Raw genomic sequence first — 26,367 nt, 5'->3', positions numbered from 1 at the left:
AACATATACAAAAAAGGCGCTACTGATTGTTTATAAGTAGCGCCTTTTTTATGTCTGACTTTTAATCTCAGATAATAAATTAAATCGCGTCTTCATCTTCTTCAGCAGTACGAATACGTACCACACGCTCAACGTCAGTGACGAAAATCTTACCATCGCCAATTTTACCTGTTTGTGCTGTTTTAACGATCACTTCAATAGCACGGTCAACATCGTCATCACCAAGGACAATATCAAGTTTTACTTTTGGTAAAAAATCAACCATGTATTCAGCTCCACGATATAACTCAGTATGCCCTTTTTGACGGCCAAAACCTTTCACTTCACTGACGGTCATGCCAGTAATACCGACATCAGACAACGCTTCACGAACATCATCAAGTTTAAATGGTTTAATTATTGCTTCTATTTTTTTCATTAATTGTTGCTACTTTTAAATTCTGTTTGAGTCGATTTTAGACAATCCTGCAGTTCATAGCAAACAAAGCAATTGAATTACGGTGATTTAATCAACAACAATGGTATGATTATTAAAAACCTAGCAACTATACTTAAAATATAAGTCGTTAGCATCACGTTTGAGTGAGTCCCTGAGTATTTAGAGGTAGATATGAAAAAAATACAACGTGGTTTTACGCTATTAGAGCTAATGGTCACCATTGCAATAGTCGGTATTGTGGCTACGATAGCTTTATGGGATAGCAGTGATATGCTAGAGAATAACCGCGCTGAAAACTATTTGCTGGAGTTAAAACGTAACCTCAACTTTGCTCGCGCAAAAGCAACGGGGACGGATTCACTGATCGTCGTATGCAGTGGTGATACAACTAGAATAGAAAGAGACAGAAAAGTGACCTGCTTAAATGATTGGAGTGACGGCACTATACTTGTATTTCATGATGCCAACGGTAATGGTGATTATAATCCAAAGCAAGGCGAAACTATTCTCAGAGTCATGGAAGAAGTCCCTGACAATAATCAATTAACATTTTCAGGGGATAGTTCATTAAGATTTGATGCAAGTGGCCGTATTACCTCTAACCCTGGTACATTTATCTATTGTCCAAATAAAGATAATGAAAACAATAAAGCACTGACAATCAGTCAATCTGGTACAGCTTTATATAATGGCGATACTGCGAATACCTGTGATTAAATAATATTAGTTGAACTTGCAACTGTTCCAAGCTCAACTAACATTAGAATAGATATTCTCAAAGAGTTCTCATGGATGAGAAAAATAACTCAACGCAATCCCAACTATGGCACCACGCTTATTGAAATAATGGTCGTGTTGAGCATCATCGCGATCATTACTAACCTTGCTCTTTTCCACGTTCAACCTTTCCTTGTAAAAACACGGCTGGAAAATTATACCCAGCAGATAAAAAGAACGCTGAGTTTAGCTCGTAATAAGGCTATTTCTTTAAATAGCCAAATAACTGTTTGCGCTTTAGAATCATCTATATGCGATAGTAATAGCTGGCATCAAGGGCTAACTGTTTTTGTAGATAAAGGTAAAATTGGCGTATTTGGTGCTGATGACACTGTGATTTTCGTCACTGCGGCGATTAATGAATCTGATATGCTCACTTACCCACGTAATGCAGTCACATATCGACCAGATGGCACCCCTAGAGGGTTTAATAATGGTACTTTTGTATATTGTGCTGAATATGAATCTGCAACTCTGCCCGGCCTTGCTATTTCAGTAAGTACGACAGGTAAAACAACCTTAAAAGACACTAAAGAATGTCAAGAGAGTCACTGATCTAAATTATCGGTTCAAAGCTTCCCCAAGCAATTTGTTCAACGCTAACTAGAGTAATTTTGATTGCAATAGACCTGTAAAGTTAACTGTTATTTCCCCCAACATTTACCTGGGTTAGTTTTACCGATTGCACCTGTTGCTGTTTTCAGCCCCGTATCATCAATAGTGAATGATTTACAGTCGTCATCCTGTAATACAGGCCCGGCAACTGGCGTTGCAGTAAAACTAAATGTGCCTTCATCATTGTCCACTTCAACCTTAACAGTATAAAAACCATGCTCTGTTGGTGTTGCCACCCCAAGATTAGCCAAGTTAGTGGTATATTGACGATTATCAACAAAAAATTGTTCTTGTCTGTTTGCAGCATCAAGAAGCGAGGTTATCGCCTCTGTACGTGCTGTACGTTTCACATGTTCAAAGTAACTTGGTAATGCAATAGATGCGATGATACCCAGTATTGCTACAGTGATCATTAACTCTATCAAGGTAAAACCATTTTTTTGTGCTTTTATTAGTCGTGCCATTTACTTCTCATTTTATATCTAGATTGGTTATATACAAAGCCATGCACTGTAACCAAATATATTCACTATCATAGGTCCGTATGTCATTGAATGCAATTATTGGCTGAGTTAAAGCACACTCCCAGCGCCATAAACTCTACACAAGTCATTCATAATAAAACACACAGGTAATTCTGACTAACAATTCCGAGATTATTGAGAAATAATATCTTGCTTATATACATAGGTTTGCCGAACCCTAAAGCCAAACCCCTGAACTGATGTATCACTAATCAATTTTATGTGACCATTTTCGTCAAAGGTAAGCTCTGGTCCTAAAAGCTCTTGAGGTATAAAAGCTTCGCTAGGTTGTTTTGATCCTTTCATTTGGCTGGTATTCAGCCAAGGTCCAACAAGCAGAAACTGACTTTTCTCTGTGACTGGCTCCAGCGTATCATCGCAAAGTTTGTCATGATTTTTATCTTCGCATTGCTCACTCGCTCCAAAGTAGAGCTGTGGTGTATCTGGTAATTCATGGCGGGTTAGATAAGCTAACTGCTCATATACTTTGGTTCCGTAATGTAAATGAAAAGCATACATTGCCCCTTGCCCACTACTATTTATACACTGCTGAGCTTCGGTAGCAACAGCTGGAGTATAACTTGTAAAGTAGGCAATCCCACCTATGACGGTCGCAGCTGCCAAAGACTTTTCACCTAACTTAGGTAAGTTGTAATACCAACCTTTAAAGCGACTCAGCTCCACCTCTAATTGATTAAACCCCTCAATATCGTCGAGTTTAGTCGAAAATGGATCCGAACTGACATCCATTAAATGGTCAATCTTAATCGGTTCTGGTATACCATTGACAAACTTGCCTGTCACAGTATTAATATCCCGAATCATATATAGTTGGTCCTGAACGTCCGAAGCCATTGGTGCTGCACGGTCACCGCTGCCGATTAACACAGCATCGAAGGGGATATCTTCACGTACTTTAAGTTGTTCACCATTATAAAAAACACGGCTAACCCGGCTAAATACAGTCCTAGCAACCATAGGCTGATTTAAGAAACGCCGATTTTGAGCGGCTCCATTACCACTGAGCTCGGCAAGCTTAAAATGTGTCCATAACTTGCCCTCTGGCATATCCACTCGCCACACATTACCTCCCGTATCAGCAGCATAAAGACGATCAATATAACCATCATAATTTGCATCAAATACAGCTACATCGCCAGCAATGCTATCGACACCTTTAAAGCCATTTTCAGGTGTTAACGACCACACTTTTTCGCCAGTACTAGCATCTACAATATAGATTCCTCGTCCTTGGTTATCTGAATGTAAATATTCATTGTCTTTATTTGTGTCATAGCCTGCGGCAAAAATTAGTACAGGCTTATTTTCAAAGCCTGCTAATTTGATATAAGTCACCACAGGTTTAGACCAAGTTTGCCCTAGCTCTTTAAAAGGAGCCCTTCCCCCTTGAATTGGGTTACTCCAAAGAAGTTTCGGTGAGTCTGGTTTCGATATATCAAGTCCATAGTAATTTCGTCCACCTCGACGTTGCCCGAAAAACGCCCAAACACGATCATCATCATTGATAATACCATTACTATTTTTGTCGTCTATAAACAAACTAATAGGACCATCTACACCATAAATTTTACGGTTTGCTTGATTAACTCTGAGGGACTTGAGAATGCCATAAAGGCTACGAGGTATAAATGCCCAGCTTTCAGCTAATGTATCATTTTTATCTTGGAACATATGTAAAAAGCCAGCATTTGTGCCTATTAGAATCCTTATATCTCCGTTACCATAATCAATTGCGACTGGTTTTGAGTGTAGAGGATCACCAAAGATATTACTACGTGACTCGGTTCGATTATCGTTGTTGTTTTCATCATCAACATCGACTCCTCTAGCCCAGTTTATAGTTGCCTCTAACTGTAATGGCGATTCATTAAATAACTCATCAAGCTTACCTACATCAGCTTGTAATTTGGCAAATGTAAAAGGCACTAAACCAGCGAGGGTATCCGTATAAATAGTTCGTTCTGCATATTCTGATAACCAATAATTGACTCCTCCTGCAAGCAACTCCGCTCCATCATTCGGTTCGCCTCCAGGAAGCCAAAAAGTGCGACTATCTTGGTTTATTTTACCTTCATCATCCAAAGCGATATTACCTGTAGCATCGATGATTTGCGTACCAGAGACTTTTAATTTCTTCAAGTTACCCAGCCAACGAGGTCCTAGTTCTGGTCGAAACATTGTTAAATAAATACTATCTAGATGGCGAGTTCTATCAGCGTTATTTGCGACAATAGCAGGTGAAGTAAAATTAGCATCCACATCACGTACCGTTTTCATCGTAGCTACAAAAGCATCATCAAGTTCATCTATTGATTCAGCTAAAAAATACTGACCGCCACCTTGCTTTGCTGTTTCAATTAATACTTGCTCTGCATAAAGAGGCATAGCAAAACCAAATCCTACTGTGTGAATTTTGATTGTATCTATTATTGTAGTTTCTGGGTAAGCGTCATAGTCATCAATTCCTTGGCCATGTAGAACCTTAGCAACTATCGGTAAGTAAGTATTTTTAAATTTTACAGCTGGATATCCATACATAGCTTGATGAAGCTGTTTAATATCGTTCACTCGGCTATTATCTAACAATGGAAGACTTTCGGTAAGTGATATACCGTCAGTGATCAATACTACATTCACTCGGCTTTCACAGGGCAGAGCAAAGCTGTCTAACAACTTGAAGGGAGAAATATACTGCCCTTTTTTTTGAATACGAATATCAATTAGGTTTAACAGATTTAGGTGATCATAACCTATTTGTCGGCCGTGCAAATAAAGTAAAGCTTCATGTAGCATTTCAGTCATAGGGCTTAAGTTAACTAAGGAAAGAAGATTCCAATTATCTATTGTATCAATAATATCAGCATGATCAGCGCCAAAGCCATGTGCTACATAACCACCAGCAGGGCCTACTAATAAACCATCTATGTTAAGCATATTACTTAAATTTAAGCTTAGTGGGCCAGTCGATTTTATAAGTGCAAAGTCAATATCAGGATTATCATTGATTAGCTTTTTCATCGCTTTCTTTGCCGCTGAAAGCCGTGTCTCTGGGCATAACTTGATTACTCCTAAGAGTCCTTTACAGTGCTTATTACTGTGCATAGGTAAAGCCATACTTAGCGAGTTATCAAACACAAGTAATACCCGTGGCTTATCATTACTTTCTAAATGATAAAGTTCGATATCATCAGCAATGCTAAATTGACTGGTTAAAAAAAGTAAAATGCCTAATAGAAGACTTGTAACTCCATGAGTGAACTGAGACATAGCGACCATCCTATCCATGTGAGAATCTTTTAGATACAAAAACTCATACAGAAGACGTCTCTACATCCTGCTGAGTACTACTTTAGTACAGCATAGAATTTAGATTTAACAACATAAATCAATCACATTTTTGTACAAAAAAAGCACAGTAAATCATTTTTAACTATACCTAATTGATTAGACTAAAATAATATAACAACAGATATTATGGTGTTTTTTAGATTAATTTATCTTCGAGGAATGATGGTTGAGCTAACTCTATGTTTAAGAATAAATGACTTATGGAAGATTATTCAATACCGTTTAACATTTCTAATCTAATACTTTTCATGATGAGAATAAATGTGCATTGCTTTATTCAGACTTACTAAAAGAGAAGAGTAAAGCACGGCTTTGCTACATTTCGTAGCAAGCCGTGTATTTAAAAATACTAACAGCTACTTATGGTTATCATTTACTTCGCGCTTATAGATAAAAGTTTGTTGTGTTTTAAAACCAAAGCCAATTGGTACGGCATCACTAACAAGTTTAATTTTGCCATCTTTATCAAATGAAATACCAGGACCAAGAACTTCTTTGGGTTTAAAAGGATTGCCAGGGTTTTCATCACAGTTATCTGTACAAATAGGCTTTTTAATGCCTGGACCTATTAGTAAAAACTGACTTTGTTTTTTTACATCTACTTCAGTGTCTTTAGGATTATCTGGATCTTCTGGATTATCTGGATTATCTGGATTATCTGGATCTTTATTTTTTGGCTCAGCATCACATTTTCCATTATTATTCTTATCAACACACGAAGGTCCTTCACCAAAATATAACTGAGGTGTGTCTGGCACATCATTACTGGTTGTGAAGCTTAATTGATCGTACACTTTAGTACCATAATGTAAGTGAAAAGCATACATAGCACCTTTGCCACCACTTAGTGAACATTGATTAACGGTTTCTGTCGCTGATGCAGGTGTGTAAGACGTATAATATGCAACGCCACCAATAACGTTTGGAGCAGCTAAAGATTTCTCTCCGGTTGCGGGTAAGTTATAATACCAGCCTCGTTTGTTACTGAGCTTCACTTCTTGTGCAGTGAACTTATCAATATCAGCTAAGCTGTTACCAAACGGATCGTTATCTACGTTCATCAAATCGTTCGCAGTGATCGCTGTAGGGATCGCATTATCAATAAACGACTTAGTAACAGTATTATTATCGCGGATCATAAATAGTTGATCTTGAACTGAGGTAGCCGTCGGTTTTGAGCGATTACCACTGCCAATAAGCACCGCATCAAACGGCGTATCTTGACGTGTTACCACCGTTTTACCATTGGTTGTGGTATTTGTTACTTTACTGTACATAGTACGCGCAATCATTGGCTTATAGAAAAAACGACGATCTTGCGTAGCCAAACTATTGCCTAAATCGGCTAATTTAAAGTGGCTCCACGGGTTAGTGTTATCATTAGGATTATCTGAGGGCATATCCACTCGCCATACCGCACCTCCCGTATCTGTTGCATAGATACGATCTACGTAACCATCATAATCTGAATCAAGTGTACTAATATTGGCGGCAATACTGTGCTCACCTTTAAAGCCACTTTCAGGTGTCAACGACCAAACCACGCTGCCCGATTGCGCATCAACAATAAAAATACCGCGACCTTTCTTATCATTAGTGCGAGCAACATTATCTTTGTTAGTATCATAACCTGCACCAAAAATCAGCACGGGCTTGTTTTTATAACCGGTCAAATTAATAAATGACACTGTTGGTTCAGACCACGTTTGCGCTAACTCTTTAAAATCGCCTGTTCCACCTTGAATTGTCCACATTAACTTTGGCGAGTTAGGGTTAGTAATATCTAATCCATAATAATAATTACCACCTCGACGTAAGCCAAAGAAAGCCCAAACCCTGTCACTACCATTCACTTTACCATCACGATCTTTATCATCAAAAAATACCGATATAGGTCCATCAACACCATAGACTTTTGTATCGGCTTGGTTATTGCGAAGCGGATCAATGATTTTATAAAGACTTTTAGGAATAAATGCCCATGTCTCATTAACTTTGTCGTCTTTATCTTGGAACATATGCAAAAAACCTGCATTCGTACCAATCAAAATTCGAACATCACCATCACCATAATCGACAGTGACTGGTTTTGAATGCAGTGGATCGCCAAATATGTCTTTACGTTGATCGCGACGAGAGCCATCTCCGTCTTCATCATCAACATCGATCCCTCTTGCCCAATCAATGGTACTTGAAATATTTGTACTACTTATACCAAAGCTATTTGCAAGGGCCAAAGTGCTCCCCAAGGCTGAAGTAAGTGCATTATTGTTAAACTCTACTAAACCACTACTTCCCGCATCTGTATAGAGTGTACGTTGCGCTAGCAGTGATAAATGAGAATTTACCCCGCCACGTTGTACATTATTGCCATCAGCTTCTTCATTACTTGGCAACCAAAAAGTCTTGGTCGATTTATCAATAAGGCCATCATCATTTAGTGCAGGAAGATTATTTAAACCAACTATTTCAGCGCCTTTAACTTTCAGTTTCTTTAAGTTACCACGCCAACGTGCACCTGATTCAGGGTAAAACATCGCGTAGTAAATTGACTCTCTACTGCGAGTTTGGTCAACGTTGTTACTTGCTAAAGAAGGTGAAGTAAAAGTGTCGTTCACCGACCGGATCTGGGTAATAGTATTCTTTAATGCTTCAGATAGCTGCTCTGAGGTATCAGCATGTAAATACTCACCACCACCCAGCTTGGCAGTCTGATCCAGTAAGTCTTTACCACTTGCGCTCATTCCAGAGCCAAAGCCGATTGCATAAACACGGCCAATATCATCTACTTTTGGTGTATTTGGATATAAATCGATTTTTACATCTTTAGTACCATGGATCACCTTAGCTAATGCCGCTAAATAGCTACCACTTACAACGGGGCCATTGCTATTATTAAAGTAATAACGATGTAAATTATTAATATCACCGTTGCGATTCGAGTCATTCGATGGGTCACCATCGGTCATCAAAATAATATTGACTGAATTATCACAACGCTCAGGCTCACCTTTAACTGGCTCGAAGGGTGATTTATATATACGACCCGATTCAGCGGTAAAGTCACGATCATTCGTATTAGTACCGTAATAAACAGAGCTCCCTGTAATATACAAATAGGCTTCCCACAGGGTTTCCGCTAAAGGTGTTGCACCATCAGCAGGTAATTTTTTCACTTCATCGAGCACAGTTTTACGTGATGAGCCTAAACGCGCCATCACGTACCCACCATTATCGCCATTAAAGCGCATTAGGCCAAAATCAATGTCCTCATTATCGTCAACTAAGTCTGAGATAGCATTTTTAGCAACCCCTAAGCGGCTGTCGGAACATAGTGTATATTTCCCTGATGAGTAATTATAACCACAACTATTACCGGTTTTGGTCGAAAATGCCATACTACCAGAGGTATCGAAAACTATTAGGACACGCGGCTTTTCATTTATTTTAACATTATGATTTACATATAATTCAATGTCTTCAGCATAGCTTTGCATACTCAAGAGTACCGCAATACTGAGTGAAATATTCGTAACTAACTTTTTAAACTTCATCATCTTTACTCACTCACTTAGCCACCAGTATTCAAACTTGCCATTTCCTGGGCGATGCCTGACGTTACTGTTATAGTATGTTTGCTTTTTGAGCCGTACGTTATAGTGCTGTTCACTTGCACCATGTTGCACGAAATGCCAGCTGTAAAATTAAATTTTCGAGGACAAGGTAAATCTAATACACCATTATTTAAATTACTCATTATATTTGTCGTATCGTCAATTTTAGGTAACTCAATAGTGCCACCGGGTATTTGAGCTTGCGTGTATAAAAAATGGCTTGTGCCACCTTGAGTTGCTTCAGTAGCAATGACTTGTTGTACATCACCCATGAGAGCATTTTCTGCTTCTTCGCGCTCAAAGGCTGCATTGGTAATTTTCATATCAACACTACTACTGCTCATCAGCGTCACGGCAATACCTGTAACAGCAACTACCATGATGAGCGCTATAATTAACACCACACCTTGTTGTTTGCTTGCAAATTTTAAATGCGCCATAAGTTTGCCCCCACATTATTTAAACGAATAGTTGTTGTAAATAAAGCCCGACGAAACCGATCATTAAACCTAAGCACTCGTTGATCTGCATCCTCACCCAAAGTATACGTTTGGTTTAGCTGATTTAAATCAGCATCCTCATGAAGAGCTCGCACTAAAATAAATACTTGCACAGTCAGAATACCTCTGCGATTTTCCCAATCTGTTGGTGTCATTTTGCTAATGCTTCGATAGGTATCCACGCGGTTGTCGTTATTGGTATCTAAACCAAATAGAAACCGCATATTTTCAACTCCTTCCATGATGGTTTCAGGATTCATGCCACCATTTGGGGTTAAACGACGACGCATCAGTACTGGTACATCGATATTTTCACCATTAAATTGAAAAGGTTGTTCGTCTATATAATAAACATGATGGCGATAACGCCAAATCGTCGCATTACCGTTAATAGTCCCAGCGGCAATGGGCCCACGTCTAAATTCAGCACGCTCTTGCTCGGCAATAAAATAGTACATGTTGGAACTGGTATCGGCAGGAGCAATTTGTAAACCCTCTAAAAACTTCACCTGTAAAATATCGGTATTATCTTGTGAATCTGGAATACAGTTAAGCTGTGCACCGCCTGTAGATTCAATAGCATACACAGAACGAAAATTACTGTTTGCGCTAAAAACAGGAAAACTACCATTATTAAGACCTTCAGAACAATCCGGAGTCGGATTTGCTAATGTATTCGTGTTTTCTTTCGAAAATGAATCTTCATAAAATGTACCCCAAAAACCTATTTGCTCAATATCACGTTGCATAATATTCAGCGCTAAACGACCGGTTTCTTGTAACTCGCCGATCGTCATCGTATCTCTAGTCGTTACTTTCATGCTGATATAAGTGAACATCACTCCGCCAAGCACTAAACCACCGATAAACAATGCGACCATCATTTCAACTAAAGTGAAACCTTGCTGCTTCATATTAGCTCCTTAAGTAAATGTAACTTTTTAATACCATGATCCGACGATTATTATTATTCTCGCCACACGCTAGCTTTTGGGTATCTGCATTTGCGGTGATCTCTTGGCGCCCTTGCCAACTAACTACGACTTCAATATCAAACGCTTTACCATTACTATTAGCTACAGCTGTATTATCTATACATACAGTTGCGCCGTCTAAAGCGCCGGTATTTTCTCGTGCTTGTATTGCACGGATCCATTGTTGGCGATCTAGAGCAGCTATTTGAGCTGAGCTACATGTGTCGGTGTAACATGTTCTAGACTGCTTAAGTGCTGTGTTACTGGTGAATGTGCCATTATACTGAGTGATTGACGCAACTCGGTCATTTGCTCGTATCCGTTGAATAATGTCATTACCTAAAGCAACTGCTGCTGCTCGTTGCATAGAGTCGAAGCTGGCTTGTTTTGCTTTTGCTTGTAGTGCGACCGCACCGAGCAAGCCAAAGCTTAAAATTACAAACGCAATTAAAACCTCAATTAACGTAAAACCATGTTGCGATGTATGCTTGATGGACCTCATAGTACACCCAATATAAACTATCTGATTATAAGGATATGCTAATAATATGTAGATACAAGATGGGTTAGGATGAACGGTTATATTTGTTGATGAATGGTTAACTATGCATTTTTGCTGCAAAATTTAATGTGTTTAAAGATGCTCTTTTACTGATTTATAGGCGCGTCTACTTACTGGTAATAAACAACTACAACCTTCTAATAAAACCACATGACTGCCATCTTCAGCTTTTTTTAGAGCGATTAGCCGGGACAGATTGATCACTATCTTGCGGTGAATTCGTAATAACTGTGTAGGATAATCCTGCTCGAGTTGTTTTAAGCTTTGATCAAGCAATGCCTCACCGTTAGTAAAAACTAAACGCGTGTATTTCTCTTCCGCTATGACATAACACACATCCTCTAATGCCACACTGCGTGTTACCCCCGCAAGCTGATAACTGATTGCCGCTGGACGTTGCTTTTGTAGATGGGCGCGCGTTAAACGGCCTAGTTGATCTATTGCTTTTGCTAAATTTTGCTCCGTCACAGGTTTTACTAAATAACCCGCAGCACTGAGTTGCAATGCTTCTAAGGCATGCTCAGGATGAGCGGTGACGAAAATAATAGCTGGAGGGACAGACAACTTATTCAATTGTGTTGCAACTTCTAAACCGCTCATAGCAGGCATATCAACATCCAGAAATACAATATCAGGAGCCTGCAGCTTCACTTGTTGCAAAGCCTCGTTGCCATTACTTGCTTGTGCTGCATGGTTATAGTCTGGGTAATGAGCAAGTAATCGCTGTAAGCGAGCACGTGCTAATGGCTCATCATCAACTATGAGTACCTTCATGCTTGCTCCTTGGCATTATTAATAGCCAGGGGCAGCACTAACTTGACCCGAAAAATATCACCTCGTGTTGTCATTGTCAGCTTTGCATGACCTTGATAATAAAGATCTAACCGCTGGCGAATATTATTCAGTGCCATACCATTTCCTGAGCGTTTTTGCTGCTGCGACGAGATTGGGTTTTCAACTAAAATGACTAACGAGCGTTTACTAATATGTAACTCGACATAAATTATAGCGCCAGTCAATGAAGGCTCAACACCGTGACAAACAGCATTCTCTAGCAGTGGTTGTAATGTTAAGCACGGAATAGTTATCTCTGGCAATTGCTCCGGTAATTGCCAGTTGACTTGTAAACGATCAGCAAACCGCCAACTTTCAAGCGCAATATATTGCTGAGTCAGTGCTATTTCATCACTTAGTGCAGTCTCTTTCCCCACTCGCATTGCCGCTTGAGATAATGCCGCGAGCGCTAAAATCGCTTGCTCTGCAGCTTGAGGATCATAATGTGTAAGCTCCGCTGCGGTATTGAGGCTGTTGTATAAAAAATGCGGACGAATACGTGCCTGTAAGGCATCTAGCTCTGCGCGAGCCAACGCATTAGTTTGCTGGTCTTTTTCAAAATGAATAGTTAAAAATTGAATAAATAATGCGGTGACTAAAAAAGCGACTAATAAGTTTCTTAAAATAAACTGATAAGTATGTTGTTGTGCAATAAAGTCGCCTCCATAGGTCACTAACAATCCGCTGAAAACTGCCGTTGTAAGTAGTAATGAAGCCATTAAAGCACTTAATTGCCAAGGCTGACTCAAGTGTGCAAGTGGTTTACGTAGTAAGTAAAGCCAAGTTAGACTAGACAAAAATGTGAGATGTAAAAACAGGCTGATCCCGCCGAGGCGGATCCAAATATCATCCGCAGTTGCAGGAGCGAAAGCTAGTATAGTGGCGATAACTTGCGCAACGACTAAGGTAGCAAGTACGCCGCGTTCTTTAAACAGCGCCGCAAAAAGCAAAGTATTGGTTTGCACCGACTTGCTCATTGCGCGCTCCTTAAAAATGTCCTGTCAGTACGCTAAGGTTAGCGTAGCTCAACGGGTACAGCAAATACGATATTTTCTACTTCGCCTGGGTTTTCAATAACCTGTTTACCGCCTAATTCTTTAAGGCGGTTAATCACTTGTTGTACAAGCACTTCAGGGGCTGATGCACCCGCGGTAACACCAACCGCATTGACATTAGTAAACCATTGATCTTCAACATTACTGGCGTCATCAATTAAGTAAGCAACAGTACCCATTTTATCAGCAAGTTCACGTAACCGATTTGAATTTGAGCTATTTTTAGCACCAACAACTAATAACACATCTACTTTATCAGCTAAGTCACGTACCGCATCTTGGCGATTTTGTGTGGCGTAACAAATATCGTCTTTACGTGGGCCATCAATCGCTGGAAACTTACTTCTTAAGCCATCTATAACATCTGCGGTATCATCTACCGATAATGTAGTTTGGCTACAATAAAATAAGTTATTTGGATTTTTCACGTTTAGTTTGGCAACATCTTCAGGCGTTTCAACTAAATAAATACCACCTTTAGCGTTATCGTATTGCCCCATGGTGCCTTCAACTTCAGGGTGACCATGATGACCAATTAAAATACACTCGATACCTTTACGACTAGCGCGGGTCACTTCCATATGCACTTTAGTGACCAATGGACATGTTGCATCAAATACTTTTAAATCTCGACGCTTAGCTTCACTGCGTACAGCTTGTGACACGCCATGGGCACTAAAAATAACAATGCTGTCGTCTGGCACTTGATCCAATTCTTCAACAAACACCGCACCACGTCTTTTCAAACCATCTACCACGTAGCGGTTATGGACAACTTCATGGCGCACATAGATCGGTTTTTCAAAGATATCTAACGCACGTTCAACGATACTAATCGCACGGTCGACTCCCGCACAAAAACCGCGCGGATTTGCCAATAAAATTTCCATTACCCGTTCACCTCTAAAATATCAACTTCAAAAGTTAAACGTTGACCTGCAAGCGGATGATTAAAATCGATGGTCACAGACTCACCCTGCACTTCACGAACAACTCCTGGTAATTCGGTACCATCAGGTTGAGTAAACGCAATAATAGAGCCAATTTTTGCCGGCGTTTCTGGGCCAAACTTACTACGGTCTACATAGTAAATATTATCTGGGTTTGGTTGACCAAAAGCATCTTCTGGCTCAAGTTCAAATGACTTGCTGTCACCAGACGCTAAACCAAATAAGCATTTTTCAAAGTTAGCCGTTAGACTACCATCACCCATCGTTAATTTTGCAGGCTTATTATGCACTTTGGTTGAATCTGCCGCAGAGCCATCCGATAGCTTAATTGAAAAATGAAAAATAACCTCTGATTTTTCACCTATAACTGCTTGGCTCATGCTTTTTGCTCCTTAGGACTTTCGCCAGTAAAGGCATCAAATAATAATAATGCGGCACCAATACAAATCGCACTGTCGGCAATATTGAACGCAGGGAAATTCCAGCTTTCATAATAAAAGTGTAAAAAGTCAATCACATAACCATGGCTGATACGGTCATATAAGTTGCCAATTGCGCCCGCTAATACTAACGAATAAGCACTGCATAAAATTTTATTAGTGGCAGGTAAACGTTTTAGCCACCAGATCAATAATACGCTGATTGAAATAGCAATAACGCTTAAAAACCAACGTTGCCAACCACCCGCTTCACTTAAAAAACTAAAAGCTGCGCCATAGTTATGCACATAGGTTAGATTGAAAAATGGCAATATATCAATTGATTCGCGTAAATTCATGGTTTTAACAACCAGTGTTTTACTGGCAAAGTCTGCTACTAAAAGTAGCAAACTTAACCAAAGCCACACTAAACCACTTTTTTGGGCTAGTTTGCTCACTTCCTACTCCTATGCGAATTGGCGTGTTTCGCCTTCGCCATCTACATTGCTAACACAACGACCACAAATTTCTGGATGCGCAGGATTTGCACCTACATCATCACAGTAATGCCAACAACGTTCGCACTTTTGTGCGTCGGTAGCTGATACGCTGATGTATAAGCCTTCAATTTCAGTTGTTTGAGTTGCATCTGGTTGTGTATCAACGGCTGTAACAGTAACGTTAGATGTTAAGAATACAAAGCGAAGCTCATCACCCAAAGCTGCTAATTTAGCTGCAAGCTCTGCATTGGCAAAAATATTCACATTAGCTTGGAGTGTCGCACCGATCACGTCTTCTTTACGTGCACCTTCTAACACACGGTTTACTTCATCACGCACAGTAAGAATCGTTAACCAATCGTCATTACTAAACTGGCCTTCGCCAACCGCTTTTAAGCCATCATACCAAACTGAGGTAAACACATATTGGTCACGCTCACCTGGCAGTGCTTGCCAAATCTCTTGCGCGGTAAAGCTCATGATTGGCGCCATCCAGCGCGTCATAGCTTCGGCAATATGATATAGAGCTGTTTGACATGAACGACGGGCATGACTATCGCTTTTCGCTGTGTATTGACGGTCTTTGATCACATCTAAATAGAATGAACCAAGCTCACCAGTACAGAAGTTCATTAGCTTTTGCGTTACTTGGAGCATTTGGTAACTTTCGTAAGCCGCCAAAATTTCATCTTGTAATTGCGCCGCACGGCCAACAATCCAACGATCAAGTTCAACCATGTCATCAATAGCTACTTGGTCAGTTTTAGGATCAAAACCACTTAAGTTAGCGAGTAAGTAACGGCTAGTGTTACGAATACGACGGTAGCGATCCGCAGAACGGTTGAAGATTTCATCTGATACGGTCATTTCTGCAGTGTAATCAGTTGAAGCAACCCACAAGCGTAAAATATCTGCACCGAGTTTATTCATCACATTCTGTGGTGAAATAACGTTACCTAGCGATTTTGACATCTTACGGCCGTTTTCATCCACAGTGAAACCGTGAGTTAGCACTTGACGATATGGTGCATGACCATTAATTGCCACTGACGTCATCATTGATGACATAAACCAACCGCGGTGTTGATCTGAGCCTTCTAAGTATAAATCAGCTGGACCAACTAAATCTTCACGAGCATCAACCACACAGGCGTGCGTTACACCAGAATCAAACCATACATCTAATGTATCTTGCACTTTCATGTATTGCTGAGCATCAGCTTCACCAAGTAAAGTTGCAGGCTCTAAGTCGTACCATGCTTGAATACCGGATTTTTCAACCAGCAGGGCTGCTTTTTCAATCAAAGCTTGAGTATCAGGATGAAGAGCACCGGTGTCTTTATCAACAAACAGTGCAATTGGAACACCCCAGGTACGTTGACGCGAAATACACCAATCCGGGCGACCTTCAACCATGTTTGCTATGCGGCTTTCGCCCCATTCTGGCAACCACTGAGTGTTTTTAATCTCTTTTAATGAATCTTGGCGCAAATTAGCTTGATCCATACTAATGAACCACTGCGGCGTTGCACGGAAAATAATTGGCGTTTTATGACGCCAGCAATGCGGGTAACTGTGCGTTAAGGCATGGTGATGCATAAGCGCATTACGCTCAGTCAGCACATCAACTACACTCGCATTGGCTTTGAATACATGTTGACCTGCAAAAAGCTCAGTGTCAGGTAAATAAACACCATTTGCACCAACCGGGTTAGCCACCTCTAAGCCGTATTGTAGACCTGCCACGAAATCTTCTTGACCGTGGCCAGGTGCTGTATGCACGATACCCGTACCAGAATCAGTAGTAACATGATCGGCCACAATCACTGGTACATTAAAATCGTAAAATGGATGCGCCACTTGTAAATTTTCAAGTGCTGAACCCGTTACATAACCTAATACGTGAAAGTGCTTAAAGCCGTAGCGATCCATTGCATCTTTAACTAGCTCTGACCCTATAATCAAACGCTGCTGCGCGCCGTCATCATCAACTTGCACTAAGGCATATTCTAGTTCAGCATGCACGGCAACCGCACGGTTAGCTGGCAGTGTCCATGGTGTAGTTGTCCAGATCACTGTACTGACTGTACCTTTACCTTCATGATCGGCTTTTAAATCAAAGGCACTAACAACGGCCGCTTGATCAACAAATTCAAAACGCACATCAATCGCTGGTGATTGCTTATCTTGATATTCAACCTCAGCCTCGGCCAATGCAGAACCACAATCAGTACACCAATGCACAGGCTTAGCGCCTTTGTGTAAATGGCCTTTTTCGATGATACGTCCAAGCACACGAATTGCGTTTGCTTCGAAGTCAAAATTCATGGTTAAGTAAGGCTTATCCCAATCAGCAAATACGCCTAAACGTTTAAAATCAACTTTTTGGCCTTCAACTTGTTTTTTCGCGTATTCACGACATTTCTCACGGAATTCTGCAGCCGTGACTTTCACGCCTGGCTTACCCACTTTTTTCTCTACCATTAATTCAATCGGTAGACCATGGCAATCCCAACCAGGTACGTAAGGCGCATCAAAATCAGATAAGGTTTTTGATTTAACAATAATATCTTTTAGAATTTTATTTACTGAATGACCTAAATGGATATCGCCGTTCGCATACGGAGGGCCGTCATGCAAAATAAAGGTTTTTTTACCTTTCTTAGCGTTGCGAATTTGACCGTACAGGTCGTCTTCATACCATGTCTTAAGCATTTTTGGCTCACGTTGTGCCAAATTGCCGCGCATTGGAAACGTCGTTTCCGGTAAATTCAAAGTATGCTTGTAGTCGCTCATTAATCCTAGTTTCCGTATCGGCTACCTAATTTAAACCAAAACACTGTTTAGCGGCAGCAACATCAGTTGCTATTTGTGCCGTCAATTGTGTTAATGTCTCGAATTTTTTCTCATCGCGAAGCTTTTTAATTAACTCCACGTGCATAAACTGTCCATAAATATCTTGCGCAAAGTCGAACAGATGAACTTCTAATAATGCGCGTGTTCCATTAAATGTGGGTTTGTTGCCAATATTTGCAACCCCATACACTGTTTTATCGTTTAACGTTACTTGTACCGCAAACACCCCATTTACAGGGCATACTTGCCGCTTTAACGCAATATTTGCAGTCCTAAACCCTAATTCACGACCGCGTTTCCAGCCATGAATCACTCGCCCTGATATTGCGTAATCATGACCTAGCATCGCTTTGGCTTGCGCTAACTGACCTTCAGCTAATGCTTGGCGGATCAAGGTGCTGCTTACTCTAGCATTTAATTGCCGAAAACTCGCGGTGCTTTTTACATCCATATGAGCCGCGAGGCCCATTTTTTTTAGTAAATTAAAGTCACCTTGACGTCTTTTACCAAAGCGAAAATCATCACCTACGGTTAGCGCTTTGACACCCAACTTGTTGATCAGTATCTCTGTTACAAATTGCTCTGCTTCCATATTGGCAAATTGCTGATTAAAACTAATACAAATTACCCGTTCAACGCCTAACTTTGCTAACAGACCTAGCTTATCGCGTAACCGCGTTAATCGAGCTGGCGCATTATCTTTGGCAAAAAACTCTTGTGGCTGAGGCTCAAATAACATTACCGTACTCGGTAAGTTATATTTTTTAGCGTCATTGAGTAATCCATTGAGTACTTCACCATGACCTAAGTGCACACCATCAAAATTACCAATGGTCAACACACAACCATAATGCTGTGTGCGAATATTGTGGATACCTCTAATTAACTCCATGCCACCTAATGCCTTTGTAAGCGTTATGTACCGAGTAAAATTTCACTTGGGTTACAGAATCACCGATTATACCCAAACCACCTCAAGATGCGAGTTTCAGTTGATTTTTTTAGTCTGATTGAGCACTAACAACGTTTTTTATGGTATTTAGTCTTACCCCGAGTAAAAACAACACTAAAAAGTACACCCCCCCTGCCAGAGCGAGTAAACCTATCAATAAAACAACTTGCTCACTAAAATGCCACTGACGCCATAAAAACTGTGTCGCAGCGTACCAAACTACAGCCCCCATCAATAAAGCGGCGAGCAAACATTTGCAGGTAAACAATAAACTAAAACGCGAAAACTGATAAACCTGCTCTTTGCTTAATTGACGATAAAGCAGATACGCATTACAACTGGCCGACATTGAAGTCGCAAGCGCCAATCCTAAGTAACCTATAAACGGTGCTAACATAATATTAAAAACCATGTTCAACACCAGCGTAATAATGCCAATACGCACCGGAGTTTTAGTGTCTTGACGTGCATAAAATCCCGGCGCTAAAACTTTGATCAACATAAAACTGACAAGCCCAACAGAGTAAGCCATCACCCCTAAACTCACGGCCTGAACATGATCGACATCACCTTGACTAAACGCGCCATGATCAAATAATACAGAGATGATTAACGGGCTAATGATCATCAAACCAATCATCGCAGGTAAGCCTAAAAAGATCACAAACCGCACTCCCCAATCTAAGGTGTGCTGAAAATCGCTGCTTTTTTCGCTGCTATGTAATTTAGATAGCGCAGGTAAAATAACCGTCGCGATACCAATGCCAAATAACCCCAGTGGAAATTCGATTAGCCGGTCAGAATAATATAACCAAGCAATTGACCCTGTCATTAACAATGACGCAATCATGGTATCAAGCAGTAGATTAATTTGACTAATAGATACCCCAAACAAAGCCGGTAACATTAACTTACGGACTTTTTTTACATTTTCGTCTTGCCAGGCCCAACGTGGTTTACTGAGCATTTTCGCTCGGTACAGAAACGGCAATTGAAACAATAACTGCACCACTCCACCGACAAACACACCAATAGCTAGCGAATAAGCACCAACCGAGAATTTATCGTGTAATAAGATTGCACAGGCAATAATCGAAATATTCAACAGCACTGGCGTAAAGGCCGCAACAGCAAAACGATTATAAACATTCATCACCGCGCCACTGAGTGCAACAAGACTTACAAAAAATAAATAAGGGAACGTTAGCTTAAGTAAACTACTGGCTAATACAAATTTTTCACCGTCTGGGCCACCTTGCCACCACTCAATAAACCACCCAGTACCAAATAGTGCTGCAATAATTGGCGATGCAATTACACCGATTATAGTTACAACCAATAAAATAGTACCAAGTGTGCCAGCGGCTTGAGCAACAAACAGCCTGACTTTGTCGTCTCCTTGTTGCTGTTTGATTTCCGACAAAACGGGCACAAATGCTTGCGCAAATGCCCCTTCAGCAAATAAGCGGCGTAAAAAGTTGGGAATGCGATTAGCAAATAAAAAAACGTCGGCGGCAGCACCTGCGCCAAGTAAATTTGCGACAACAGCATCTCGCACTAATCCTAAAACACGCGATATCATTGTCATTGCACTTACAATCATACCGGAACGAAATAATCCTTTTGCCACACTAAACCTGCTTTAAAACCAACGATAAAACCAATTATGCCACAGTCTTTTTTATAAATCGCTCTAAAGCACTAGGCTGAACTCACCGCCTTTGTTACAATAGCGGTATTAACTGTGCTAGAGCGGCAAATTGATGTTCGTTATATAGGAGCAGTTTTTCTTGGTATGTCAAATTTTTATTGACATTCACGATTAAAAAAGGCATATTCCACGGCCTTTAAATTAAGCTTATTTTAAGATTGTTAGGAGCAAACCTTGGCTAACATCAAGTCTGCAAAAAAACGCGCTATCACTAGCGAAAAAAACCGTCAGCATAACGCAAGCCGTCGTTCAATGATGCGTACATACTTCAAAAAAGTAGTTGTTGCTATTGAAGCGGGCGACAAGGAAGCTGCACAGCAAGCTTTCGCAGTTGCTACACCTATTTTAGACCGTTATGCAACTAAAGGTCTAATTCACAAAAACAAAGCAGCTCGTCATAAGAGCCGCATAGCAGCTAAGATCAAAGCGCTATAATTTGTTTTTGCTAGAATATAAAAAACCGGTCTTGACCGGTTTTTTTATATCTATCATTTAACGCTTAAAATTATTTAAACACTGTTGTTGCGTTAAACAACGTCTAATTCTGGATAAAACTTTTTCAACATTGCCGCTATTTTCTTCGGTGTAAATGGTTTTACCACAAATCCTTTAGCCCCTTTATCGATTGCATCTTTAACATTCTCAACCGTTGAGTGAGCCGATACCATAACGACATTAGTTTGTGGGTTTATTTCATTGATCTGCGCGATAATCTCTTTACCATCACCGTCTGGCAACTCAATATCTAAAAAAATAATATTATAATCGGCCGCTTGGCAAGCACTTATACATTGCGCAGCTGTCGACGCTTCTCTAACATTTTCAATACCTAAGTGCATTAATGTTTGATGGAGAAAGCTGCGCACTGTTCCCACATCATCCACTATTAAAATTGAAAGCTGCGTATTCATTGTTGATCCCCGTAGGTTATGAACTAGGTTTAAGTTATTATGCTTAATAACTTTTCTAATTTAATAATCTCATTATAGAGAGCTCTGCTTAAAAGGCCAGATTTGCTTTATGTCAAATAATATAAAAAAACAATCCTTGCTAGGAAAAACGCCTCAACGAAAAAAACCAACGGCACCAACTAACAAGCGAAAAGCGCCTGCTCAGGCAAACGTCACGCAAGCACAAACACAAACTGCTAGTAGTGAATTAGCTGAAACAAAAAAAAGCCGCACAGGCATTATTGTAGCGGGTGTTATTGTGTTTACTATTTTAGTTATCCCCAAACCACAGTTATTAACCTATGAAAAATTAGGATTAGTAACGCAAAGTGTATATTGGCCGGGACTGTTTGGTTATGGCGCCATGTTATTTGACTCAAATTTGCAGCCAAATGCCGATTTAGCGCGTAATAGCCTTTATTTATGTCAAAACAATAAGCAACCAGATACTTGTCAAAAATATCGAGTAACCGAACAAGCCGGCTTTTTTTCTGCATTACAAAAATTAATTTTGGATTAAAAAAACTAATCTGAAAATATAAAATTACTTGGTTGAAAGGTGCGCAAAATATCAACATAATGGCGCTCCTTTTTTCAACACTTGAACAACGATACAACCATGCTAAACGAGCTAGATTGGCTTTTAAATATTATCCTGTTAGCCCTAGGATTAGGGGCGTTTTTTATCAATCAATTAACAATACTGCGTGTAGCGGCGATCAGCGCCTGTGCTTTACTGTTTTTGTCATTTAGCTTGGATTTAATGTCGTCGAGTGTTATTTCAAACATGAGTTTAGTGTTGATAAACACGTTTTACTTGTTCAAGGTTTATACCTTTGGGCAATTAAATGTGCCGCAAAATTAATATCTCTCCCTAGATAATTTTATGTACCCTACCGGGCTTTGCTCGGTAGGGTATTTTTTTGCGCGAATAGAACTTGGGCAGCAAAATGAACTAAGTTAAAATCATCGGCGTATTATGCTACTTTGGGTATCACTATGCCTTTAACTGACTCTGATTTATTTTTAACGTCTATGGAAGACGTTGCTCGCCTAGATCACGATACGATCGAACCATCACAACACTTAACTGGCCCCTCTTTAGCCCAGCAACAAAAACGCAAAGCCGCAGAATTAAATTTAAACATCGATGAAAATTATCTACGTAGTGAATTAGTCGAGCTATTAGAGCCTAATGCACTATTGAGTTATAAAAATGCGGGAGTGCAAGATGCTGTATTTAAAAATCTTCGATTAGCTAAGTATCAGCTTGATGCGACACTTGACTTACATGGCCAAACACTAAAAAACGCACGCCAAGCCTTATTTGAATTTATAACTGATTGCCAAAAAAGTAATATTCGTGTGGTAGTGATCCGCCACGGCACTGGTATCAAAAATAAAAAGATCCCTGGGGTGTTAAAAAGTTATACCAATAAATGGCTACAAGAAATTGACTGCGTATTAGCCTTTCATAGTGCGCTTAGGCATCATGGTGGCAGTGGTGCAAGCTATGTCTTAATTAAAAAAAGTGATGAGAAGAAGAGTGAGAACCGGGAGCGTCATAGTAAACGCTAACCCGGCTTCGATATCAATTGTTGGTTCTATTTATTCTGTTTGGCTTTGTAAAACGGGGGCTTGTTCACTTGCATTAGCTTGATTAAACCATGCAGACACACCCATTAAGACCACTGAAATAACGATAATGCTAAATTTAACGCCTGTTTGATGCTGTTTCATTGTACACCTTATTATTATTGTTAGTGTTTTTTGAATTACCTAGACTAACTAAAATTACAGATGTTAACAAGATGTACTACGCTATTGTCGCTGAACTTTTAATAACCTTTTGTTCTATCAACCTGATTATTTAATTTAAGGCCTGTTTTCATACGTTGTACATTATTAGCAATCTGCTGCGTTACAGTTTCCAGATCAGACAATGCCGCGCAATGGGGAGTCATTGTAACCGCTGAATGATGCCAAAAAGGATGCTCTGCAGCTAATGGCTCTTGTGCAAAAACATCCAATGTTGCTCCTCTTATAATTTGATTATCTAATGCCCAAAGTAAATCGTCTGCAACGACGTGCTGGCCTCGCGCTACATTGATGAGCACGGCATGACTTGGTAGCTGCATTAATAAGTTGCGATTAATAAAGCCCTTCGTTTGCGTGGTTAGTGGAAATAAACACACGAGATAATCAGCTTGTGCTAACAAACTCGGTAACTCACTTGCTTGATGAATACAATTTACTTCGGGTATATTTTTAGGGTTTTGTGAAAATGCACTTACGGTAAAATTATTAGCCAGTAAACGTTTAGCGCAGCTTTGTCCTAACTCACCAAAACCTAAAATCACAACATGATTATGACTATAAGCGCGTTTTGGCAGCCATTGTCGTTGTTGTTGCTTAATCACATAGTCTTTAAGCCTTAACTTATGCGCTAAAATATGGGTAAGCACATACTCTGCCATATCATGAGCTAAATTTTCATCAACGATGCGTGTCACAACGACATTGTCAGGGAGTAAGTTTAAATCAATGCTATCGACCCCTGCGCCAAATGAAGAAACTACTTTTAAATTTGGTAGTTGTGCCCACATATCTGCAGGTGCCAGCCAAGCAAGCACAAATTCAACATCCTCTAAGTTATCACAATCTGGCCACTGTGAAATTTTTACATCGGGTAATTTAGTCGCTAACGCAGTAATAATTTTACTGCAATCACGTCCACTAATCGCAACGAGTACGCTCATGTTATGCCTATAGAGTTGTTGATTTGCAAAGAGTATAACCTTTGTTAAAACATTTAATCTAATCGAATTACTGCTCGGCTCTTTAAAAAGTCACACAACTGCAACCTAATTGTCATGGCAAGCTTTTACTCTGGCGATATATTGATCACCATATGCAAACGAGGTAATTATGATCAGTGTTGATAAAGTAATCGCAGCAAATCTACCACAATTAGAAAACTCACCTAAAGTAAAAAGTTTAGTTAAAAAAGGGTTAGGTTATTTGCTTCACGAACAAGAATTTGTTGCATTTGGTGATGCCTACCCGCACTTACAAGGCATTGAGTTTGTTGAGCAAGTGTTGGATGAACTAGATTTTGATACTCGCTACAAGCCAAAGCAGATTGAGAATATTCCTAGTGAGGGTAAGTTAGTTATTGTTGCTAACCACCCTATTGGCTCTTTAGATGCACTGGCATTAATTAAAGTATTATCAAGTGTTCGTAAGGATTTAAAGGTCGTTGCCAATCGCATGTTAATGTCAGTTACGCCAATGCACTCATTATTACTGCCGGTCGATAATTTATCGGGTGACAGTAAAAAGCAAGAACTCAATAATATCCACCAGCACCTTAAAGAAGCTGGGGCCATTCTCATTTTCCCAGCAGGTGAAGTGTCGCGTTTAAGCCCTACCGGAATTAAAGATTGCAAGTGGAATAGTGGTTTTTTACGGATCGCAAAAAAAGCCAATGCGCCAATTTTACCGATTTTTATTAAAGCCAAAAATAGCCCACTTTTTTATGGCACATCGATGATTTACAAGCCTTTAGCGAGTTTATTACTGGTTAAAGAAATGTTTAAACAACGACAAAAATCATTAGAGTTTGAAATTGGCGCATCGATACCTCCAGAGTCTTATTTAATTGAAAACCTCAAAGACAAAGAAGTAGTCAATCTGATCCGTAAGCAGCTTTATGCACTTACCTCAAAGAAAACCTTACCGCTTAAAACACAAGCACCCATCGCCTCCTCAGAATGCCGCAAGGAACTAAAAAAAGCCATCGAACAGTGTGAGCTATTAGGCACAACTCAAGACGGCATGCAGATATACCTTTATCAATATCAAGGCAGCTCAGCGATTTTCAGAGAGCTTGGCCGGTTACGAGAGATTTCGTTTCGCACTGTTGGTGAAGGCAGTGGTAAGCGTCGTGATATTGATAAGTACGATATGGATTATCAGCACTTGGTTTTATGGGACGGCTCACAACTTGAATTGGTTGGCGCATACCGACTTGCTTGTGCTCAAGCTATTATTGATAAACACGGCCGCAAAGGTTTATATACTGATAGCTTATTTTCTTACAGTGATGCAATGACTCCTTACTTTGCTGCAGGTATTGAACTGGGTCGCAGCTTTGTACAACCTAAATACTGGGGTCGTAAAAGTCTTGATTATTTATGGTATGGGATTGGCGCGTTTGTGAAAAATTATCCTCAGTATCGCTACCTCTACGGCGCAGTCAGTGTCTCGAACGCGTTGCCAGAACCTGCCAAAGCCATGTTAGTTCATTATTATCAGCATTATTACGGCGCTAAGCAGGTTATTGCTACACCTAATAATGAGTTCAAACTCACAGAGCAGCAACTCATACAGTGCGCAAATCTATTTAGCGGTAATGATGTCAAAGAAGACTTTGTTGAGCTCAAACATGTGCTCGCAAACATGGGTGCCCAAGTACCCACTTTATTTAAACAATACACCGAACTATGTGAGCCTGACGGCGTACAGTTTTTAAGTTTTAGTGTTGATCCTGATTTCAATAATTGTATTGATGGCTTAGTGCTTGTTGATCTTGAAAAAGTAAAAGCAGGCAAAGCAAAAAGATATTTAGGAAAGAACTAAGAACGCAAAGGTGTATAAAATAACAGCGACCAGCCATCTAGCTTATTTACTAAACCTACTTTTGATCCGTAACGTGAATTTGCGCTCGCAGTATGCTATCAAAAGTAGTTTTTATGTGCAGATAT

At 40.0% G+C, this 26,367-nt stretch carries 25 protein-coding genes; 7 read left to right on the top strand and 18 right to left on the bottom strand.

Features of this window, described 5'->3' with window-relative positions:
- Window positions 1-79 precede the first annotated feature (79 nt).
- Window positions 80-418, bottom strand: coding sequence for a nitrogen regulatory protein P-II (glnB, locus tag H5186_RS02575; protein WP_145237227.1), 339 nt, complete (start codon window positions 416-418; stop codon window positions 80-82).
- Between the two features lie 192 nt (window positions 419-610).
- Between glnB and H5186_RS02570 the strand changes: the two genes are divergently transcribed.
- Both H5186_RS02570 and H5186_RS02565 read left to right on the top strand, forming a co-directional pair.
- Window positions 611-1,156, top strand: a complete 546-nt coding sequence (locus tag H5186_RS02570) for a GspH/FimT family pseudopilin (protein WP_182794088.1) — start codon at window positions 611-613, stop codon at window positions 1,154-1,156.
- 75 nt (window positions 1,157-1,231) lie between these two features.
- On the top strand, window positions 1,232-1,771 hold the full coding sequence (locus tag H5186_RS02565) for a GspH/FimT family pseudopilin (protein WP_182794087.1): 540 nt from the start codon (window positions 1,232-1,234) through the stop codon (window positions 1,769-1,771).
- A gap of 89 nt (window positions 1,772-1,860) precedes the next feature.
- Here H5186_RS02565 and H5186_RS02560 read toward each other — a convergent pair whose 3' ends face one another.
- The 14 genes from H5186_RS02560 to murJ form a co-directional block, all read right to left on the bottom strand.
- Entirely contained in the window at window positions 1,861-2,295 is a 435-nt protein-coding gene (locus H5186_RS02560) for a type IV pilin protein (protein WP_182794086.1), read from the bottom strand.
- Window positions 2,296-2,487: 192 nt separating this feature from the next.
- Window positions 2,488-5,643: a PilC/PilY family type IV pilus protein gene (locus H5186_RS02555; RefSeq protein WP_182794085.1), complete on the bottom strand. Its 3,156-nt coding sequence runs from the start codon at window positions 5,641-5,643 to the stop codon at window positions 2,488-2,490.
- A 437-nt stretch (window positions 5,644-6,080) separates the two neighbouring features.
- Window positions 6,081-9,278: a pilus assembly protein gene (locus H5186_RS02550; RefSeq protein ID WP_182794101.1), complete on the bottom strand. Its 3,198-nt coding sequence runs from the start codon at window positions 9,276-9,278 to the stop codon at window positions 6,081-6,083.
- Window positions 9,279-9,295: 17 nt separating this feature from the next.
- Window positions 9,296-9,778, bottom strand: coding sequence for a pilus assembly PilX N-terminal domain-containing protein (locus H5186_RS02545; RefSeq protein ID WP_182794084.1), 483 nt, complete (start codon window positions 9,776-9,778; stop codon window positions 9,296-9,298).
- Entirely contained in the window at window positions 9,766-10,752 is a 987-nt protein-coding gene (locus tag H5186_RS02540; RefSeq protein ID WP_182794083.1) for a PilW family protein, read from the bottom strand. Before H5186_RS02540 ends, H5186_RS02545 begins: the two co-directional genes overlap by 13 nt.
- 1 nt (window position 10,753) lies before the next feature.
- On the bottom strand, window positions 10,754-11,314 hold the full coding sequence (gene pilV, locus H5186_RS02535; RefSeq protein ID WP_182794082.1) for a type IV pilus modification protein PilV: 561 nt from the start codon (window positions 11,312-11,314) through the stop codon (window positions 10,754-10,756).
- A 132-nt stretch (window positions 11,315-11,446) separates the two neighbouring features.
- Window positions 11,447-12,148: a LytTR family DNA-binding domain-containing protein gene (locus H5186_RS02530; RefSeq protein WP_182761222.1), complete on the bottom strand. Its 702-nt coding sequence runs from the start codon at window positions 12,146-12,148 to the stop codon at window positions 11,447-11,449.
- Window positions 12,145-13,185 (bottom strand): sensor histidine kinase, encoded by a 1,041-nt coding sequence (locus H5186_RS02525; protein ID WP_182734406.1) that lies wholly within the window; start codon window positions 13,183-13,185, stop codon window positions 12,145-12,147. The genes H5186_RS02530 and H5186_RS02525 overlap by 4 nt, the downstream gene beginning before the upstream one ends.
- A gap of 38 nt (window positions 13,186-13,223) precedes the next feature.
- Window positions 13,224-14,153, bottom strand: coding sequence for a 4-hydroxy-3-methylbut-2-enyl diphosphate reductase (gene ispH / locus H5186_RS02520; protein WP_182717083.1), 930 nt, complete (start codon window positions 14,151-14,153; stop codon window positions 13,224-13,226).
- Window positions 14,153-14,593, bottom strand: coding sequence for an FKBP-type peptidyl-prolyl cis-trans isomerase (fkpB, locus tag H5186_RS02515; RefSeq protein WP_145237262.1), 441 nt, complete (start codon window positions 14,591-14,593; stop codon window positions 14,153-14,155). The genes ispH and fkpB overlap by 1 nt, the downstream gene beginning before the upstream one ends.
- A complete protein-coding gene (gene lspA, locus H5186_RS02510; protein ID WP_145237265.1) occupies window positions 14,590-15,090 on the bottom strand; it encodes a signal peptidase II in 501 nt (166 codons plus the stop codon). The genes fkpB and lspA overlap by 4 nt, the downstream gene beginning before the upstream one ends.
- Window positions 15,091-15,099: 9 nt before the next feature.
- Window positions 15,100-17,928 carry an isoleucine--tRNA ligase gene (gene ileS, locus H5186_RS02505; protein WP_182794081.1) on the bottom strand — a complete coding sequence of 943 codons (2,829 nt, stop codon included), beginning with the start codon at window positions 17,926-17,928 and terminating at the stop codon, window positions 15,100-15,102.
- 25 nt (window positions 17,929-17,953) lie between these two features.
- Window positions 17,954-18,880: a bifunctional riboflavin kinase/FAD synthetase gene (gene ribF / locus H5186_RS02500; RefSeq protein ID WP_182717080.1), complete on the bottom strand. Its 927-nt coding sequence runs from the start codon at window positions 18,878-18,880 to the stop codon at window positions 17,954-17,956.
- Between the two features lie 109 nt (window positions 18,881-18,989).
- Window positions 18,990-20,528, bottom strand: coding sequence for a murein biosynthesis integral membrane protein MurJ (gene murJ, locus H5186_RS02495; protein WP_392352530.1), 1,539 nt, complete (start codon window positions 20,526-20,528; stop codon window positions 18,990-18,992).
- Window positions 20,529-20,825: 297 nt separating this feature from the next.
- On the opposite strand from murJ, the gene rpsT reads away from it, so the two are divergent.
- Window positions 20,826-21,086, top strand: coding sequence for a 30S ribosomal protein S20 (rpsT, locus tag H5186_RS02490; RefSeq protein ID WP_145237275.1), 261 nt, complete (start codon window positions 20,826-20,828; stop codon window positions 21,084-21,086).
- A gap of 92 nt (window positions 21,087-21,178) precedes the next feature.
- Here rpsT and H5186_RS02485 read toward each other — a convergent pair whose 3' ends face one another.
- A complete protein-coding gene (locus H5186_RS02485; protein WP_145237278.1) occupies window positions 21,179-21,562 on the bottom strand; it encodes a response regulator in 384 nt (127 codons plus the stop codon).
- A 109-nt stretch (window positions 21,563-21,671) separates the two neighbouring features.
- On the opposite strand from H5186_RS02485, the gene H5186_RS02480 reads away from it, so the two are divergent.
- From H5186_RS02480 to smrA, 3 genes are all read left to right on the top strand, one after another.
- Window positions 21,672-22,121 carry a hypothetical protein gene (locus tag H5186_RS02480; protein ID WP_149980809.1) on the top strand — a complete coding sequence of 150 codons (450 nt, stop codon included), beginning with the start codon at window positions 21,672-21,674 and terminating at the stop codon, window positions 22,119-22,121.
- Between the two features lie 99 nt (window positions 22,122-22,220).
- Window positions 22,221-22,466 carry a hypothetical protein gene (locus H5186_RS22960; protein ID WP_145237284.1) on the top strand — a complete coding sequence of 82 codons (246 nt, stop codon included), beginning with the start codon at window positions 22,221-22,223 and terminating at the stop codon, window positions 22,464-22,466.
- Window positions 22,467-22,600: 134 nt separating this feature from the next.
- Window positions 22,601-23,179: a DNA endonuclease SmrA gene (gene smrA, locus H5186_RS02475; RefSeq protein WP_182717078.1), complete on the top strand. Its 579-nt coding sequence runs from the start codon at window positions 22,601-22,603 to the stop codon at window positions 23,177-23,179.
- 30 nt (window positions 23,180-23,209) lie between these two features.
- Here the strand turns inward: smrA and H5186_RS22955 are convergent, their stop codons facing one another.
- Window positions 23,210-23,341 carry a hypothetical protein gene (locus H5186_RS22955; RefSeq protein WP_257325490.1) on the bottom strand — a complete coding sequence of 44 codons (132 nt, stop codon included), beginning with the start codon at window positions 23,339-23,341 and terminating at the stop codon, window positions 23,210-23,212.
- Between the two features lie 98 nt (window positions 23,342-23,439).
- A complete protein-coding gene (locus H5186_RS02470) occupies window positions 23,440-24,360 on the bottom strand; it encodes a glyoxylate/hydroxypyruvate reductase A (protein WP_182794080.1) in 921 nt (306 codons plus the stop codon).
- 169 nt (window positions 24,361-24,529) lie between these two features.
- On the opposite strand from H5186_RS02470, the gene H5186_RS02465 reads away from it, so the two are divergent.
- A complete protein-coding gene (locus tag H5186_RS02465; protein WP_182794079.1) occupies window positions 24,530-26,242 on the top strand; it encodes a lysophospholipid acyltransferase family protein in 1,713 nt (570 codons plus the stop codon).
- Window positions 26,243-26,367 lie beyond the last annotated feature (125 nt).

Source organism: Pseudoalteromonas sp. SG41-2 (assembly GCF_014164535.1).
GTDB classification, from domain to species: Bacteria; Pseudomonadota; Gammaproteobacteria; order Enterobacterales; family Alteromonadaceae; genus Pseudoalteromonas; species Pseudoalteromonas rhizosphaerae.
Note: the sequence above shows the minus strand (reverse complement) of the source record. Positions and strands in the feature narration are given on the sequence as shown.